The following is a 16,645-nucleotide window of genomic DNA, read 5'->3' on the forward strand; positions in this document are numbered from 1 at the left end:
TGCGTTATAATCCCGCGCTTTAGCCGCCATCCGCCCAAGCGGCCGATGGCGCATTTTTACCGAATGAAGAGGCTAATCCCTTGGCATTGACGATTCTTGGCCTGTCCGGCGCCCTTAGCCATGACCCTTCCGCGGCCCTGTACATTGACGGCAAGCTGATTGCCGCCGCCGAAGAAGAGCGCTTCGTGCGTGACAAGCATGCGAAGAACCGCATGCCCTACGAGTCGGCGAAGTTCTGCCTGGAACAGGCAGGCATCAAGCCGTCCGACGTCGACGTGGTAGCCATTCCGTTCGCCCCGATCAGCCTGTTCGGCAAGGCGCGTTGGCACTATGCCAAGCGCTACTGGTACGCCCCGGATCGTGCACTCGATGCCATCCTGATGGGCAACCGTCGCTACAAGCGCTATCGCAAGAAGATCGTCTGGTGCCTGGAGCAACTGGGCTTCGACCCGAAAAAGGTCAAGATCGAGCCCGTCGAGCACCACCTAGCCCACGCTTCCAGTGCTTATCACTGCTCGGGCTTCAAGGAAAAAACCGCAATCCTCGGCATCGACGGCAAGGGCGAGTACGCCACTACCTTCTTTGGCTACGGTGAAAACGGCAAGATCCACAAGATCAAGGAATTCTTCGACCCGGACTCGCTGGGCGGCCTTTACGGTGCCATCACCGAGTTCCTTGGCTTCGAAATGCTCGACGGCGAGTTCAAGGTCATGGGTATGGCGCCGTATGGCGACGCCAGCAAGTATGATTTCTCGCGTCTGGCCAGCTTCGAAAACGGCGAGCTGGTCATCAACACCGAGTACGCCAACGTTATCGGCCTGCGCCGCTATAAAGAAAAGGGCAAGGGCTTCTACTTCTCGCCAAAGCTGATCGAATGGCTGGGCCCCAAGCGCGAAGGCGACATCGCCGACGAGCCGTACATCCATTACGCCGCCAGCATGCAGGCGCTGTTCGAGAAGCTGGCGTTGCAGATGATCGACCATTATCTGGGTGACACCCTGCGTGAAACCGGCAAGCTGGCCTTCGCCGGCGGCTGCGCGCTGAACGTCAAGCTCAACCAGAAGATCATCGCCCGTCCGGACGTAAAAGAACTGTTCGTCCAGCCGGCCTCCGGCGACGCCGGGACTGCCGTTGGCGCCGCTGCCTATGTTTCTCACGCCCGTGGCGTTCCGGTCGAGAAGATGGAGCACGTCTACCTCGGCCCGTCGTACTCCAACGAAGACGTGATCGCTGCCTGCGCCCGTCACCCGAACCAGCCAAAGTGGCGCAAGCTCGAGAACATGCCGCAGCAAATCGCCCAGATCATGGTCGATGGCAACCCGGTAGCCTGGTTCCAGGGCCGCATGGAGTTCGGGCCGCGTGCCCTGGGTGGCCGCTCGATCATCGGTTGCCCGAGCGTGGAAGGCGTGGCTGACCGCATCAACCACCAGATCAAGTTCCGCGAACGCTGGAGACCTTTCTGCCCGTCGATGCTCGACACTGTCGCCCCACAGATGATCAAGGTCGACCATCCCGCGCCGTTCATGACCTTCACCTTCGAAGTGGCTGAAGAGTGGAAGACCCGCGTGCCGGAAGTGGTACATGAGGACGGCACTTCGCGTGCCCAGGTGCTCAAGCGCGAGTACAACCCGCGCTACTACGACATGATGAAGGCACTGGAAGACCTGACTGGCAACGGCGTGTCGCTGAACACCTCGCTGAACCGTCGTGGTGAACCGATGATCTGCTCGCCGACCGATGCGTTGAACATGTTCTTCGGCTCGGACCTGCAGTACCTGATCATGGAAGACATCCTGGTTGTAAAGGACGGCGCGGCCCCGTATGACCAGCCGCTCTGAACCGCGCATCCTGCAGTTCTGCCATGGCTATGACGGGCCGTTCCTGGACTGCGCCCGTCAGTACGCCAGCCTGTTTCAAGGGCGTGGGTATCAGGTCACCACGGTGTTCCTCACCGGCGCCGCCGACGCGCAGGTAGCGGCTGGCTGTGCGTCGGACGAGGTGCTGTTCCTTGAGTTCAGTTCCAAGGCCGTGCGTGGCCTGAAACTTGGCGCCATCCGCGCATTGCGGCGCATTGCGGCCGAGCGCAATTTCGCCTTCTGCATCGCCCATCGCTTCAAGCCGATCTACGTTGCCCTGCTGGGGACCGGCCTGCCGGTGATTGGTGTGCACCATGCCTTTGGCGACTACCAGCGCAAAGGCCGCCGCCTGTTCGCGAACCTGTTCAGCAAGCGTCTGAGCCTGTTGGGGGTTTCGGACGCGGTACGTGACGATATGCGCCGTTGCTTGCCGCAGTGGCCGGCCGAGCGCATCCAGACCCTGTACAACCGCATCGACATCGACGCCCTGCAAGCAGCGCTGGTGCCGCGCGCTGATGCACGCCAGGCCCTGGGCCTGGATCCTCAGGCGTGGATCGTCGGCAATGTTGGGCGCCTGCACCCGGACAAGGACCAGGCTACCCTGTTGCGCGGTTTTGCCCAGGCACTGCCGGGGCTGCCTGCCGGCGCCCGCCTGGCGATCCTCGGCAAGGGGCGTCTGGAGGCCAGCCTCAAGGCGTTGGCCGCCGAGCTTGGCATTGCCGGGCAAGTCGACTTTCTTGGCCAGGTACCGGATGCGCGCCGTTACTTCCAGGCGTTCGACGTGTTTGCTTTGAGTTCCGATCACGAACCGTTCGGCATGGTCCTGCTCGAAGCGATGGTTGCCGGTGTGCCGGTGCTGGCCACGGCCTGTGGCGGTGCCCGCGAAGTGGTCGAGGGCGTTGGCGTTCTGTTCCCGCTGGGCGATGCCGCGCAGCTGGCCCAAGGCCTGAAGCACATGGCCGTACTGGAGGCTGAGCAGCGCCAGGCCTGTGCCAGCCACATGCTGCAGCGCCTGCGTGAGCGTTTCTCTGACCAGGCGGTGCGCGAGGCCTTCTGGCACCTCCCGCAGGTGCGCGCGTTGGTGGGGCAGGCCTGATGCTCAATCGTATCCAGGCCTTCCGCGAACGCGGTTGGCAAGCTATTGATGCCAAGGCTTATGCCGAGGCATGGGCGCGCTTTGGCGGCAGTGTCGCCACCCATCCGCTGGTGGTCGAGCAACTGGCGGATCTGGCGCAGATCCCGGTGCGCTATCTGGGCTGGCACCAGGCTGGCGAGCTGAAAGCCGCGATCCCGGCCTGGGGGCGTCACCTGGCGCTGTCCAAGGACGTGCTGAAGCGTGCTGGCAAGAAAGCCCTGTTCGACCTCGGTAATGCCGAGATCATTCTGCCGGCGGCGTCTGATGCCGCTGCGCCGTTGCGCCATACCGTGCGTTACCTGTCCGAGCTGAACCAAGGCCGTTTCAGCGGTCTCAAGGCGCAGAAGGAGCAGTTGGCCATGGCCCGGGCGCCTGAAGACCTGTCGAAGAAGTTCCGCTACAACCAGCGCCGTGAACTGCGCCTGCTGGAAGAGGCGGGTGGTGTGGTGCGCCCGATCAGCGACTTCAGTGCTCAGGAAATCGCCAGCATGTACTGCGACCTGTTCCTGCGCCGCTGGGGCTTCCCTGCCACCGGTGCCGAGCGTATGGCCGACGTGCTGGAGCGCCTGCGTGAGCTGCTGATCGGCTCGGTGTTGCTGCTGGACGGTAAGTCGATTGCCATCCAGCTGGTGTACCGGGTCGAAGCGCCGGAGTGGATCAGCGTCGAGTACATCAATGGCGGCGTCGACCCTGAAACCAAGGCCTTCAGCCCAGGCAGCGTGCTGAGCTTCCTCAATACCCAGGCCGCCTGGGAAGACGCCCGGGCGCGCAACAAGCCGCTGCGGTTTTCGTTCGGCCGTGCTGACCGTGAGTACAAGGACCGCTGGTGTAACCCTGTGCCGGTGTATCAAGCGTGAGCCGCAAGCAGCAGTTGCTCAAGCGCCACCGGCGCAACAAACGCCTGGGGTTGCTGGCGGGCCTGGTTGCGCTGGTCGCCCTCGGGATATTCAGTTGGTGGTGGCTGCCACTGCTGCTGTTGCCGCTGCTCTGGGCTGCGCATGAGGCCTGGTTTGCCGACCATCTGTTCTATGCGCCGGGCGAGGACTACGCATACGACTTCGGCGATCAGGCGCAGCAGGTTCCTGCCAGCCTGCTCGATGGCTGGCTCAAGGCCGAGTGCACGTTGCAAGGTGACGAAACCCTGGTGCTTGAACTGCGGCTCAAAAGCAGCTGGTTGGGGCGCTTTCTCGACCCTCGGGTCGAGCTGCTGGCCGGCGAGCAGACCGATCGGCAAACGTTCGAGCGTGGCGTCGATGGCGTGCGCTTCCTTAACCTGACCGGTCTTGCTGCACCACTGCAGGCCGGTACGTTGCGACTGCGCGGCCGGAATTGCCGGCTGCAGGGGCAGTTGCGCCTGTGGATAACCCCTTCGGTCGAGTTGCAGCGGCGTCGGGTGATGGTGATCGCGCCACATGCCGACGACGCCGAATTGGCCGCGTATGGTTTGTACAGCCAGGCGGATGAAAGCTGGGTGGTGACTCTGACCGCCGGTGAGATAGAGGCCGAGCACTATCAGCAGATGGGCTTGGCAAAGGCCGAGGCCGCGCGCCTGAAGGGGCGCCTGCGTGCCTGGGACAGCATCGTCGTGCCGCGTTGGGCCGGTGTGCCGGAGTCGCGTTGCATACAGCTGGGTTACTTCTGCCTGCAGCTGCCTGCCATGCAGGCCGCACCCGACCAGCCGGCGGCCTCACGTGAAGCCGACCTGGCCGATATCCGCGTGTTCCGCCAGTTCAACCCGTTCCCGTTACCGGGCGACCGTGATGGCGCACCCACCTGGCACAACCTGCTGGCCGACCTGCGAGCCTTGCTGGAGCTGGCCAGGCCAGAGGTGCTGGTGATGCCCCACCCGCAGCTAGACCCCCACCCGGACCATATCTGCGCTCAGGCGGCAGTGCTGGAAGCCTTGCAAGGTATGGCCTGGCAGCCAAAAACCTTGCTGTGTTACGCGAACCACCTGCACGATAACGACCGCTGGCCGATGGGCGACAGTGGCGATGGCGTGGCCTTGCCGCCGCAATTGAGCGCTGCCCAGGCCTGGGCACCCTGCAGCCTGGTGCTGGATTGCGCGACCCAGCGCGACAAGGCCATGGCCTTGGGCATGATGCACGACCTGCAGCCGCCGGCACCGTTCAAGCGCCGCCTGCGCCGCGTGCTGCAACGCTGGCTTGCCGGGCGACAGCCATCGCCTTATGGGGAGAACGAATTCTTCCGCAAGGCCGTGCGCCGACACGAGCTGTTCTGGCGGCGTGAGCTGTAAGCACACCCCATGGTTGACCGCGAAGGCGCAGAGCGCCCAAGGAAAGCAATGAAAGTCCTATTTCTGGTGCAGAAGGAACAGCGGGCCATTCTTGACCGCCTGTACGATGGCGTCGCGGCCAACTGCGAGTGCGACCTGCGCTGGCTGACCAGCCAGGATCAGCGCAACCTGCGCCGTTACTTCAAGCGTGAGGTGCAAGTCGAGCGCTATGACCGGATCGTGTTCTTCCTGCGTTTCAAGCAGGAGATCCGTCAGGTGGCCTTTATCCGCACTGTGCCGAACCTGGTGATTCTCGAGCACGACGCCTACCAGAACTACATCCCGTGCAAGTACACCGGCAAGTTCAGTGCTCATTACCGCCAGTTGCCATGGGCGCGGGTTATCAGCTCCGGCTACATGGTCAGCGAGCGCCTGCGCCAGGAAGGTTTTGACGCGGTGTTCGTGCCCAAGGGCTACGACGAGCAGTTGCTGACCGACCAAGGGCGTGAACGTGATATCGAACTGGCCTTTGTCGGCAGCGTCAACAGTGTGGCCTATAGCGGCCGCAAGGCACTGCTGGACGAGTTGGGGCAGGTCGAAAACCTGTTGGTAACCCGCACCAAGTCTGGCGAGGACTACTGCAACACGCTCAACCGTATTCGTTTCTTCGTCAGTGCCGATGTCGGCATGGGCGAATACATGATCAAGAACTTCGAAGCCATGGCCTGTGGCTGTGTGTTGCTGGCATACGATCAGGGCGAGGAAGAGAACCGTGCGCTGGGCCTGCAAGACATGCACAACGTGGTGTTCTATGACAACATCCCGACCCTTCAGGAGAAGCTCCGTCGTTTGCGCGCGGACCCCGAGCTAGCCCGGCAGATTGCAGAAAATGGCCGCCATCTGGCGGTTTCCCGTTTTAGTTTCGGCGCAGTTGGACGTAGCATCGTCGACCACATGCGCCCGGCGCTCAGGCCCCATCCGCCATTGTCTGCATGGCAGCGGCTGCGTCTGAAGCTGGGCATCTAAACAAGAGCTTTCACGCCCAGGAGCGGGTCGTTGAAGGCCGATAGTCGTAATGCGGAGGGAATCCGGTGCGCTTTTCAAATGAGAGTGATGTCACGCTCGTCGTGACCAGTTGTGGGCGGTTCGATCTGCTCAAAGACACCCTTGAGAGTTTCGATCGCTACAACACCGCGCCCATTCGCGAGGTATTCATCACCGAAGACTCTGGCGACGATGCTGTGCATGCCGCTGTACCGGGACACTGGAAGCCGCATTGCAAGGTTTTCGTCAATCGGCCCAAACTTGGCCAGTTGCCGTCTATCGACCTGGCCTACAGCCACGTCAAGACACCGTACATTTTTCACTGCGAAGACGACTGGCAATTCTACCGCCAAGGCTTTGTCGAAGACTCGCAGGCCATCCTGGATGTCAGCCCCAACCTGCTGCAGGTGTGGCTGCGCAGCCATGCCCACGACTTGGCTATCCACAGCCCGTACATCCACTTGGGCGATCGCCAGGTGATCGCCGGGGTGCCGTGTTATCCGCTGCTGTCCGACAAGGCCGAGTGGCAGGCGTTTTCGCTCAACCCAGGGCTGCGCCGATTGAGCGATTACCAGCGCTGTGCGCCATTTGCCGCCTATGCTGGAGAAAAGGCGCTTTCCCGTCGCTACGCTGAGTTAAATCTGACAGCGGTCACCTTGGAGGGTGATGCAGTATTGCACACTGGTTTTGGCAATCACGTGACCTTGCCCATTGAGGTGGAGCGTAAGGCCAAGCGTCGTCAACGTGATCGGATGAAGCTGGCATTGACGCTGTTAGCGGGTGCCTTGATCGGCATGGGAATCACCATTTTTGTTCAATGAAGTCGCTGTCCCACCTGACTTGAGCGGGAGAGGGCCCATGAACATCGTCAATATGATGTGGGCGGGTGGAACGCCGTACATGTCCATCCACAAGGTGCATCGGCAGGTCTTGTCGAACGCGGGTGCCGATGCCCGGATCAGTAACTGGCTGTTGCTGGGAAGCGGGCTTTGTTGTGGGCTCGGTTCGACCCGGGAATGGCATATGCCGTCACGTGCGCTCAAAGGGCGGCACTTGTGGCGCTTGCTGCGCCCGTGGCTGCGCATGCGCTTGCGCAAGGCACTGGCCGAGGCCGGGGCAGAAATCGTGCTGCTCGATGGTATTGGTGTCGCCCGGTTGTTGCTGCCGTTGTTACAGCGCATTCCGCACGTGCGTGCAAAGGTACTGTTCCATGGCAAGACGCGTCTGCATGCCAGCGATATCCGCTTGTTGCAGATGTTTCCGTCTGAGCGTCTGAGTATTGCAGCGGTATCACAGACCTTGGCCGAGTCGCTGGCGTGTGACCTGGGCAGGCCGGTGCAAACGCTGCGCATGGCGCTTGACCCGCTTGCATTCGTCGAGCCTTTGTTGAGCCGGGACCAGGCCAGGCAGGCGCTACGGTTGCCTCAGGGTGCTGGAGTGATGCTGGGTGCGGTAGGGCGGTTGGTAGAGAGTAAAGGCTTCGAAATGCTGATTGGAGCATTCGCCAGGGCCAGTGCACGGCAGCCGGGCTTGCAGCTGGCGATCATTGGCGAGGGGCCGCAGCATGCCATGCTGCAGCAGCGTATCAACGCGCTGGGCCTGGCTGAGCGTGTTCATCTGCGCGGTCACCGCGAAGACCTGCAGCAGCTGTATCGGGCATTCGACTGGCTATTGGTGCCTTCGCGTTCCGAGGGTCTGGGGCTGGTGGTGCAAGAGGCGGTGATGGCCGATGTACCGGTGGTGTGCAGCGACCTGGAGGTGTTCCGCGAACAGCTGCGCGACACCGGTGGCTACCTGCCGGTTGCCGACGAAAGCGCCTGGGCTGAGGCGATCGAGCGCTGTACGGCGCTCAGTGCATCGGTGATAGCCGCGAAGCAGCGCCAGGCACTGGCACCGGAGCAGGCCTGGCAGGCGTTCTGCAACGGCTCGCAGAGCCTGTTGCGCAGTTGACGCTCAGCGTGTCAGCAAGGCTGACTCGAAGGCGGCTAGGGGGAACCGATCGCCCAGGTTCTCCCGCTCGATATAGCGCACCATGTGCTGCACATTGCGTCGAATCATGCGGGCCGACAGTGGCGGGCGCAGAAAGCGCATGTCGGCCACGTCGATCAAGCCCAGATGCTGGTCGGGGGTGACCACCACATTGCCCAGGTGCAGCGAACGGAAGTAAACGCCGCTGCGGTGCAACTGACGGATCAGTTCGATCAGGCGTGGCAGGTAAATGTCCCAGCTGAAGCCGTCATCGCGCGACATCTGCAGCAGCGTCCGTCCTGGTAGTGGGCGATACAGCACCGCAGTGCGGCCTGGCAGGTCGAGCTTGTGCTGGCTGATCACTTCGAGGGTGGGGATGCCCAGTTGCGCCAGGCGCGCGGCGTTATCGACGAAGCGCTGCGAGTAGGGACGTAGCAGTGCAGACGAAATCAGCCGCTTCCTACGAAAAACCTTGAGGAAATTTCCATCTGTGAGCAGGTAGACTTTGGCGCCATGGCTGTCTGCCTCAAGCACCTGTGCGCCGAGTGTCAGCTGATCGAAGTCGACCTGGGTGAGCCGGGAGCATTGCATGAATAGAGCCTTGTCGTCTGGCGAGCAAAATGACCGGCAATAATGCCGAAAATAATGCTGTAGCACCATGGATGGTGTTTTTGATTCATCGGGGGAAAGGATGTTGTATCAAAAAAGCTGGGCACAGGCCTGGTTAGGTTTTGGCCTGGTCTGGTTCCTGGCGGCGATTGCCCTGGCACCCAGCAACAAGGTTTATCAGCAAGGTCTGGTGTTGTTCTTGTGGCTGCCAACGCTGGTATTGGCCTGGTCGGCCCGAGGTGTGCTGGTGCAAGCCTGGAGGCGCCAACCGGCGCTGTGGGGGAGTGTGCTGCTCCTCCTGGTCTGGAGCGGCCTTAGCCTGGCATGGTCGCCCGCCGAGGAGCCCGGGCGCGAGCTCAAACGCTTGCTCTACATTCTGGTGTTCCTGCTGGCGTTTCCGCTGTTGGCCCAGTTTGGCCAGGCCCGCATTCGTCAGCTATTGCAGCTTGGTAGCGTGCTGCTCGCCATCGCTGCGTTGCTCTCCATCATCAATTTCTATGGGTTGCAGCGTACGCCGCTGCTGGTCAGGCTGGCGGGTATCGGCGAGATATCCCACCCCATCCTGGGGGCATATGTCATTGGTGCGGCCGTGCTCTTGATGCTCTACGAGCCACCTCGGCAACGTGGCTTGCAGTTGTTGTGGCTGGCGGCACTGGCTTGCCTGGGGGCCTTCGCCATGCTCAGTCAGAGCCGTGGCGCTATTCTGGCACTGGTGATTACCGTAGTGATGGCGCCGCTGTGGTTCCGTGACCGCCACAGCCGGGTGTTTTCTGTTCTGGCGCTGCTTGCCACCGGCCTGGCCTTTTTGGCCGTGTACGACCTTATCGCCCAGCGGGGCTCGTCCTTCCGGCCGGAAATTTTCCATGCCGTGGTCGAGATGATTGCCGCGCACCCTTGGGCTGGTCTTGGCCTGGGGGCTGATTACAAAGTGAGCGCCGTCGGCATGCACTTCGATCACACCCACAACATGTTCACCCATGTTGCCGTTGAAGTGGGCTTGCCCGGCATGTTGCTGTGGGTAATGGTATGGCTGTTCACGCTGGGCGAAATCGTGCGCGCACGCGGTACCCTGCTGGGCAAGGTTCTGCTGGGCTTCTGGGTGTACTCGACCCTGGCCATGCAGTTCGATGCCGCCAGCCTCACCGGTACGCCACGTGCCGAATGGTTCATCAGCTGGCTGCCGGTGGGCCTTGCCATGTTGCTGCCATGGGGGCGTGCCGAAAATGACGCCTGTGGTAAAATTGCCGGTTCAACCTGAACAGCGAGCTCGATAATGGCCGAAACACCGCGACCAGCGGAGCACACCTCCAGCCTGAAGATCTACTTCCGGCTGTTGAGCTATGTGAAACCCTATGTCGGCATTTTCCTGCTGAGCATTGTCGGTTTCGTGATCTTTGCCTCGACCCAGCCAATGCTGGCCGGCATTCTCAAGTACTTCGTCGATGGGCTGAGCAACCCCGAAGCGGTATTGTTCCCCAACGTCCCCTACCTGCGTGACCTGCAACTGCTGCAGGCGGTGCCGCTGCTGATCATCTTGATCGCTGCGTGGCAGGGCCTGGGCTCGTTCCTCGGCAACTACTTCCTGGCGAAGGTCTCTCTGAGCCTGGTGCATGACCTGCGGGTGGCATTGTTCAACAAGTTGCTGGTGTTGCCCAACCGCTACTTCGACAACCACAACTCCGGGCACCTGATTTCGCGCATTACCTTCAATGTGACCATGGTCACCGGCGCCGCTACCGACGCCATCAAGGTAGTGATCCGCGAAGGCCTGACCGTGGTGTTCCTGTTTGCCTATCTGCTCTGGATGAACTGGCACCTGACCTTGGTGATGGTCGCCATCCTGCCGGTGATCGCGGTAATGGTCAGCATCGCCAGCAAGAAATTCCGCAAGCAGAGCAAGAAGATCCAGGTAGCCATGGGCGACGTCACCCACGTTGCCTCGGAAACCATCCAGGGGTACCGCGTAGTCCGTAGCTTCGGTGGCGAGGCCTATGAGGAGCGGCGATTCGACCAGGCCAGCCAGAGCAACACCGACAAGCAACTGCGCATGACCAAGACCGGCGCGCTGTACACACCGATGCTTCAGCTGGTGATCTATAGCGCCATGGCTGCGCTGATGTTCCTGGTACTGTTCCTGCGCGGGGATTCTACTGCCGGTGACCTGGTGGCTTATATCACCGCTGCCGGCCTGCTGCCCAAGCCTATTCGCCAGTTGTCGGAAGTCAGCTCGACCATCCAGAAGGGCCTGGCAGGTGCCGAGAGCATCTTCGAGCAACTGGACGAAGCACCCGAAGTGGACACCGGTACTGTCGAGAAGGAGCGCGTGGAAGGGCGCCTGGAAGTGCGTAACCTGAGCTTCACTTACCCGGGTACCGAGCGTGAAGTGCTGAGCGACATCAGTTTTGTCGCCGAGCCCGGGCAGATGATCGCCCTGGTCGGCCGCTCCGGCAGTGGCAAGTCTACCCTGGCGGCCCTGATCCCGCGTTTCTATCACCACGACAAGGGGCAGATCCTGCTCGATGGCGTGGAGATCGAGCACTATCGCCTGCGCAACCTGCGCCGCCATGTTTCGCAAGTCACCCAGCATGTCACCCTGTTCAACGACACCGTGGCCAACAACATCGCCTATGGTGATCTGGCTGGCGCGCCGCGCGCAGACATCGAGGCCGCCGCGGCCGATGCCTATGCCAAGGAATTCGTCGATCGGCTGCCAAAGGGCTTCGATACTGAAGTGGGTGAGAACGGTGTACTGCTTTCTGGTGGCCAGCGCCAGCGCCTGGCTATTGCCCGTGCGCTGCTTAAAAACGCGCCGTTGCTGATCCTCGACGAAGCCACTTCGGCGTTGGATACCGAGTCCGAGCGGCATATCCAGGCCGCTCTGGACCATGTGATGCAAGGCCGTACCACGCTGGTGATTGCTCATCGCCTGTCGACCATCGAGAAGGCCGACCAGATCCTGGTCATGGACCAGGGCCGCCTGGTCGAGCGCGGTACTCACGCCGAGCTGCTTGCGGCTAATGGCCATTATGCCCGCCTGCATGCCATGGGGCTGGATGAGCCGGCCAAGGCCGATATCACCTGAACCCTCCTTGATCGGGGCCGTCATGGCCCCGATTGTCACGGGAATTTTCCAGGGATGATCTGGCCATAAAGCCATTGACTACCCTGTGCTAATATCCTGCCCCTGTTCATTATTTCCATATGGGTTGCCCATGAAGTTGTCCATGCCGCGTTTCGATCAAGCCCCGGTACTGGTGGTCGGCGATGTCATGCTCGACCGCTACTGGCATGGCGGTACTTCGCGTATTTCGCCCGAAGCGCCAGTCCCGGTGGTCAAGGTCGATCAGATCGAGGATCGCCCCGGCGGTGCGGCCAACGTTGCCTTGAACATTGCTGCGCTGGGCGCGCCGGCTTCGCTGATCGGTGTTACCGGCCAGGATGAAGCTGCCGACAGCCTGGCCAACAGTCTGCAGGCTGCCGGTGTCCGTTCGGTATTCCAGCGCATCGCGCACCAGCCGACTATCGTCAAGCTGCGGGTCATGAGCCGTCACCAGCAACTGCTGCGTATCGATTTCGAAGAGCCGTTCGCCACCGACCCGCTGTCGCTGGGCGCGGAGGTCGATGGCCTGCTCGAAGGCGTCAAGGTGCTGGTGCTGTCCGACTACGGCAAAGGTGCATTGAAGAATCACCAAGACCTGATCCAGGCGGCGCGCGCCAAGCGTATTCCGGTGCTGGCCGACCCCAAGGGCAAGGACTTTTCCATCTACCGTGGCGCCAGCCTGATTACCCCGAACCTCAGCGAATTCGAGACCATTGTCGGCCGTTGCGTCGATGAAGCCGAACTGGTCGCCAAGGGCTTGCAGTTGCTGCAGGACCTGGATCTGGGCGCCTTGCTGGTCACCCGCGGTGAGCATGGCATGACCCTGCTGCGTGTTGGTCAGCCGGCGTTGCACCTGCCAGCACGGGCACGTGAAGTGTTCGATGTTACCGGTGCCGGCGATACCGTCATCTCCACCCTTGCCGCGGCCATTGCCGCGGGTGAGGACCTACCCCATGCGGTGGCCCTGGCCAATCTGGCGGCGGGCATCGTGGTCGGCAAGCTGGGTACGGCTGCCATCAGCGCCCCTGAACTGCGCCGGGCCATCCAGCGTGAGGAAGGCTCAGAACGCGGCGTGCTGGGCCTGGAGCAATTGCTACTGGCCATTGATGACGCGCGGGCGCACAACGAGAAGATCGTCTTTACCAATGGCTGCTTCGACATCCTGCATGCCGGGCATGTCACCTACCTGGAGCAGGCGCGGGCCCAGGGTGATCGCCTGATCGTTGCGGTAAATGACGATGCCTCGGTAAGCCGCCTGAAGGGACCGGGCCGGCCGATCAACAGCGTTGACCGGCGTATGGCCGTACTGGCCGGTCTGGGCGCGGTGGACTGGGTGATCAGTTTCCCGGAAGGCACCCCGGAAAACCTGCTGAGCCAGGTCAAGCCGGACGTGTTGGTGAAGGGTGGCGACTATGGCATCGACCAAGTGGTGGGCGCTGACATCGTCAAGGGCTATGGCGGCACCGTGAAGGTGCTGGGGCTAGTCGAGAACAGTTCGACCACGGCGATTGTCGAGAAAATTCGCAAGAACTGATCTGACCTTGGGGCCGCTGTGGCGGCCCTCTGCAGGGGCGGGTTTACCCGCCCCAGCAAGCAGGTGAAAGCCTCCGGGATGTCACTTGTTCAGCGAGGTACGTGCCCGCTCCAGCAGCGCTCGCGCCTTGTCGCCAAACCGTTGCAAGTGCGACGCCCGTGCGGGCTTGCTTTCCACCAAGCCCTGCTGCTTCACCCAATCCTTCCAGCGTACCCGTTCATCTGCCACCACCCAGCCTTCCTGCCGGGCAAAACTTTCTGCCAGGTACAGCCCACGCGTACTCGCCGGCACCAGTTCATCCTTTTTCAGCGTGTACAGCTCTGCCAGTGGCTGGCCGTCCTTCAATGGCATCAGGTACAGGTCGGGCCGTTTGCGGTTGAGTCGCGCCACCAGTTGGTCGCCCTCCAGCCGCTCGTCAACGTGGAACAAGCTGAGTTTCTTGGCGTCCCGGGGCACTTGCAGGCGCATGTCATAGATCAGCTGTAGCGAAGCGGTGGGCAGGTGCACATAGGCCCGTGGGCGCTCCAGTAGCATCAGCTTGCCGCAATGCACCGGGCGTGCGGCACCGGACTGAGGTGCCAGCACGAAGTGGGGTGTTTCGCGGTAGTGCAGGGCGGCGGCGTAGGGTACGGGCAGCCAGGTGTCGTTGAAGCGACCGCCCAGCCAACCTTCCGGGGTTTCCAGCAGACACTCCTCGGCCACTTCCTGTACAGCCGTGTGCAGCGGCAGGTTCAGCTCCTGTGCCGGTACATAACCGGAAATCAGTTTCAGCACCACATCGCCACGGTCTTGGCGGCGCTGGCGCACCAGTACCCAGTAATCGCGGTTCTGCCAATGCAGCGTGAGGCGCACTGACACGCCCAGGTTGGCCAGTTCGACCACGAAATGTTGCGCGTCGGGTAACTGGATGGCCTTGCGCCGTTGCTGGGTCTGGGCAAAGTTCAGCGGCATGCCGATGCTTTGGTAGATCAAGCCTTCGGGCGTGGCCTCGACATGCAGTGGCAGTGTCTTGAAGTTGCTCGGGTTCTTGCGGATCAGCGTTCGCGCCACGAGGCTCCTCCTTGCGTCGGGTCCGTCTCCAGGCCCTGAGTCGGAGGCCTGAGGTAACTCAATGCTGGCCCAGGATGCGGGCGACGGTGGCCACGTTGTGGGCCAGGTGCAACGGGTTGATGGTGCCGACAATAGCACTGCTGACGCCCGGGTGGGCGAACAGCAGCTCGAAGCTGGCCTGCACCGGGTCGACGCCCGGGGCCAGGCAGATGTGCCCGCTCGCCAAGGCCTTCTTTACCAGGATGGCCTTGCCGTGTTCGGCAGCGTAGTCCAGCACCGGGCGTTCTGCCTGTTCGTTGAGGTTGTAGGTGACCATGGCGCAGTCGCCTTGCTCCAGCGCCTTCAGGCCGCCGGCGACGGTCTTGCCGGACAGCCCGAAACCGAGGATCTTGCCCTCCTGCTTGAGTTCGGCCAAGGTCTGGTAGACCTCCTGCTGTTCGAGGATGGCCAGGTCGTTGCCATCGGAATGCACCAGCACCAGTTCGATGCGGTCGGTTTCGAGCCGGCGCAGGCTGCGCTCCACCGAGCGGCGGGTGTGGGCGGCGCTGAAGTCAAAATGCGACAGGCCCTCCTCGAACTCTTCACCGACCTTGCTGACGATTACCCATTCATCACGTTGGCCGCGCAGCAGCGGGCCCAGGCGTTCTTCGCTGTGGCCATAGGCCGGGGCGGTGTCGATCAGGTTGATGCCAAGCTCGCGGGCCTGGGCCAGTAACAGGCGGGCGTCTTCATCGCCGGGGATCGTGAAGCCCGTGGGGTACTTCACGCCCTGATCGCGGCCCAGCTTGACCGTGCCGAGGCCCAGTGGCGAGACCTTGAGGCCGGTGCTGCCCAGCGGGCGATGGAATTCGTGCAGGGTTGGCAGGCTCATGGCAGCAGTTGCTCCCAGGCCGGTACGCCCAGCGGAGGGCGTGGCAGGTCGGTCAGGTCGGCCTGTGCTTGTGGACGAATGCCGTCGCGCTCCAGGTGGCTGATCACCCGGTCGCTGAAGTCCGGTGCCAGTGCCAGCTTGGTCGGCCAGCCCACCAGCAGACGCTGCTGGTCGGCAAGGAAGGCGTTGTCCGGGCGTACCAGGCCAGATTGTGCCGGCTCAGCGCGGTCGACGCGCAGTGTGGCCCAGCGCACCAGGCTCTGATCGACCCATGGCAGCAGGCTGGCGATTTCCTTCTGCGCTGCAGCAATCTGCGCTGCAGGCTCGCGCGCCACGCCATCGGCTTCGGCCAGGTCCCCACCGAGGTACCAGACCCACTGGCCATCGGCTGCCGGATGGGTGGTCACCGTTACCCGCGGCTTGGGCCCGCCGCCGAGGCAGTGGGCGTACAAAGGTTTGAGGTTCGGGCCCTTGGCCATGACCATGTGCAGCGGGCGGGTTTGCATCGCTGGCTGATCCAGGCCCAGCGCCTGCAGCAAGCCTTCGGTGCCGGCTCCGGCGCTCAACACGATGCGCTGGGCACGGATTTCCCGGTCGTCCACACGCAGGCCGACCAACGCATCAGCTTCACGCAAGGGTTCGATGCGTTCACCTGCCAGCAAGGACTCGCCGGCCAGCTCGGCCAGGTTGGCCAGCAGGCTCGGGACATCGACCACCAGTTCCGCCAGGCGGTACACCTTGCCCTTGAACGCGCGGTCCTGCAGTGCCGGTGGCAACTGGTCACCCTTGACCTGGTCGACCCGGCCGCGCACGGCCTTGCTGGCGAAGAAGCTTGTGAGGTTGCCGGCCAAGGTGCCCGGCGACCACAGGTAGTGGGCATCGGAGAGCAGGCGGGTACGCCCGAGGTCGAGTTCACCGTTGCCGGCCAAGGCCTCGCGCCAGCGGCGCGGCATGTCGGCGATGGCTTCCGAGGCGCCGGTCAGGGCGCCGTGCAGGGCGTATTTGGTGCCGCCATGGATGATGCCCTGCGACTTGATGGTCTGCTCGCCGCCAAGGCTGGCGCGCTCCACCAGTACTGTCGAGTAGCCCAGGCGGCGCAGGCGGGCATTGAGCCAGAGGCCTGCGACCCCGGCGCCGACGATCAGCACGTCAGTGGAAATGGCAGATGGCATGGCGGTACCTCGAAGACTGGGACAGCTGGCAAGTATACAGGCTATACCTGTGAGGGCCCTATCGTCGGCG

Annotated in this window: 14 protein-coding genes; 10 read left to right on the plus strand and 4 right to left on the minus strand. The window is 62.5% G+C overall.

The features are described 5' to 3' along the window. Window positions 1–80: 80 nt before the first annotated feature. From J3A98_RS26555 to J3A98_RS26585, 7 genes are all read left to right on the plus strand, one after another. Complete coding sequence (locus tag J3A98_RS26555) at window positions 81–1,838, plus strand: carbamoyltransferase (protein ID WP_003249431.1); 1,758 nt, start codon at window positions 81–83, stop codon at window positions 1,836–1,838. Beyond that, window positions 1,822–2,952, plus strand: coding sequence for a glycosyltransferase (locus tag J3A98_RS26560; RefSeq protein WP_209969666.1), 1,131 nt, complete (start codon window positions 1,822–1,824; stop codon window positions 2,950–2,952). Before J3A98_RS26555 ends, J3A98_RS26560 begins: the two co-directional genes overlap by 17 nt. Continuing rightward, window positions 2,952–3,848 (plus strand): antimicrobial resistance protein Mig-14, encoded by an 897-nt coding sequence (locus J3A98_RS26565; RefSeq protein ID WP_176683106.1) that lies wholly within the window; start codon window positions 2,952–2,954, stop codon window positions 3,846–3,848. The genes J3A98_RS26560 and J3A98_RS26565 overlap by 1 nt, the downstream gene beginning before the upstream one ends. Then, window positions 3,845–5,248, plus strand: coding sequence for a PIG-L family deacetylase (locus J3A98_RS26570; RefSeq protein ID WP_209969669.1), 1,404 nt, complete (start codon window positions 3,845–3,847; stop codon window positions 5,246–5,248). The genes J3A98_RS26565 and J3A98_RS26570 overlap by 4 nt, the downstream gene beginning before the upstream one ends. A 48-nt stretch (window positions 5,249–5,296) precedes the next feature. Next, window positions 5,297–6,253 (plus strand): glycosyltransferase, encoded by a 957-nt coding sequence (locus J3A98_RS26575; protein ID WP_176683108.1) that lies wholly within the window; start codon window positions 5,297–5,299, stop codon window positions 6,251–6,253. Between the two features lie 65 nt (window positions 6,254–6,318). Next, window positions 6,319–7,092 carry a glycosyltransferase family 2 protein gene (locus tag J3A98_RS26580; RefSeq protein WP_176683109.1) on the plus strand — a complete coding sequence of 258 codons (774 nt, stop codon included), beginning with the start codon at window positions 6,319–6,321 and terminating at the stop codon, window positions 7,090–7,092. Window positions 7,093–7,129: 37 nt separating this feature from the next. Continuing rightward, on the plus strand, window positions 7,130–8,221 hold the full coding sequence (locus J3A98_RS26585; RefSeq protein ID WP_209969672.1) for a glycosyltransferase: 1,092 nt from the start codon (window positions 7,130–7,132) through the stop codon (window positions 8,219–8,221). Between the two features lie 3 nt (window positions 8,222–8,224). On the opposite strand, the gene J3A98_RS26590 is transcribed toward J3A98_RS26585, so the two are convergent. After that, on the minus strand, window positions 8,225–8,830 hold the full coding sequence (locus J3A98_RS26590; RefSeq protein WP_176683111.1) for a toluene tolerance protein: 606 nt from the start codon (window positions 8,828–8,830) through the stop codon (window positions 8,225–8,227). Window positions 8,831–8,930: 100 nt separating this feature from the next. Between J3A98_RS26590 and J3A98_RS26595 the strand changes: the two genes are divergently transcribed. The 3 genes from J3A98_RS26595 (at window position 8,931) to hldE (ending at window position 13,482) form a co-directional block, all read left to right on the plus strand. Continuing rightward, window positions 8,931–10,106 (plus strand): O-antigen ligase family protein, encoded by a 1,176-nt coding sequence (locus J3A98_RS26595; RefSeq protein ID WP_209969675.1) that lies wholly within the window; start codon window positions 8,931–8,933, stop codon window positions 10,104–10,106. A 15-nt stretch (window positions 10,107–10,121) separates the two neighbouring features. Next, entirely contained in the window at window positions 10,122–11,930 is a 1,809-nt protein-coding gene (msbA, locus tag J3A98_RS26600; protein ID WP_209969678.1) for a lipid A export permease/ATP-binding protein MsbA, read from the plus strand. Between the two features lie 130 nt (window positions 11,931–12,060). Further along, window positions 12,061–13,482 (plus strand): bifunctional D-glycero-beta-D-manno-heptose-7-phosphate kinase/D-glycero-beta-D-manno-heptose 1-phosphate adenylyltransferase HldE, encoded by a 1,422-nt coding sequence (gene hldE, locus J3A98_RS26605; RefSeq protein ID WP_021783834.1) that lies wholly within the window; start codon window positions 12,061–12,063, stop codon window positions 13,480–13,482. A gap of 81 nt (window positions 13,483–13,563) precedes the next feature. Here hldE and J3A98_RS26610 read toward each other — a convergent pair whose 3' ends face one another. From J3A98_RS26610 to J3A98_RS26620, 3 genes are read right to left on the minus strand one after another with little or no spacing between them, the layout of a single operon-like run. Further along, window positions 13,564–14,532 carry a metal ABC transporter ATPase gene (locus tag J3A98_RS26610; RefSeq protein ID WP_209969682.1) on the minus strand — a complete coding sequence of 323 codons (969 nt, stop codon included), beginning with the start codon at window positions 14,530–14,532 and terminating at the stop codon, window positions 13,564–13,566. A gap of 58 nt (window positions 14,533–14,590) precedes the next feature. Further along, on the minus strand, window positions 14,591–15,403 hold the full coding sequence (locus J3A98_RS26615) for an aldo/keto reductase (protein ID WP_084850260.1): 813 nt from the start codon (window positions 15,401–15,403) through the stop codon (window positions 14,591–14,593). Beyond that, window positions 15,400–16,575 carry an FAD-dependent oxidoreductase gene (locus J3A98_RS26620; RefSeq protein WP_176683115.1) on the minus strand — a complete coding sequence of 392 codons (1,176 nt, stop codon included), beginning with the start codon at window positions 16,573–16,575 and terminating at the stop codon, window positions 15,400–15,402. The genes J3A98_RS26615 and J3A98_RS26620 overlap by 4 nt, the downstream gene beginning before the upstream one ends. Between the last annotated feature and the right edge of the window lie 70 nt (window positions 16,576–16,645).

The sequence above is a fragment of the Pseudomonas sp. BP6 genome (assembly GCF_017875935.1).
Taxonomy (GTDB): Bacteria; Pseudomonadota; Gammaproteobacteria; order Pseudomonadales; family Pseudomonadaceae; genus Aquipseudomonas; species Aquipseudomonas putida_Y.

Bases quoted from the DNA above. Each gene is read 5' to 3' on its own strand.
- J3A98_RS26575 (WP_176683108.1), top strand. From the start codon at position 5,297: ATGAAAGTCCTATTTCTGGTGCAGAAGGAACAGCGGGCCATTCTTGAC.
- J3A98_RS26590 (WP_176683111.1), bottom strand. From the start codon at position 8,830: ATGCAATGCTCCCGGCTCACCCAGGTCGACTTCGATCAGCTGACACTC.
- hldE (WP_021783834.1), top strand. From the start codon at position 12,061: ATGAAGTTGTCCATGCCGCGTTTCGATCAAGCCCCGGTACTGGTGGTC.
- msbA (WP_209969678.1), top strand. From the start codon at position 10,122: ATGGCCGAAACACCGCGACCAGCGGAGCACACCTCCAGCCTGAAGATC.
- J3A98_RS26595 (WP_209969675.1), top strand. From the start codon at position 8,931: ATGTTGTATCAAAAAAGCTGGGCACAGGCCTGGTTAGGTTTTGGCCTG.
- J3A98_RS26615 (WP_084850260.1), bottom strand. From the start codon at position 15,403: ATGAGCCTGCCAACCCTGCACGAATTCCATCGCCCGCTGGGCAGCACC.
- J3A98_RS26585 (WP_209969672.1), top strand. From the start codon at position 7,130: ATGAACATCGTCAATATGATGTGGGCGGGTGGAACGCCGTACATGTCC.
- J3A98_RS26560 (WP_209969666.1), top strand. From the start codon at position 1,822: ATGACCAGCCGCTCTGAACCGCGCATCCTGCAGTTCTGCCATGGCTAT.
- J3A98_RS26565 (WP_176683106.1), top strand. From the start codon at position 2,952: ATGCTCAATCGTATCCAGGCCTTCCGCGAACGCGGTTGGCAAGCTATT.
- J3A98_RS26620 (WP_176683115.1), bottom strand. From the start codon at position 16,575: ATGCCATCTGCCATTTCCACTGACGTGCTGATCGTCGGCGCCGGGGTC.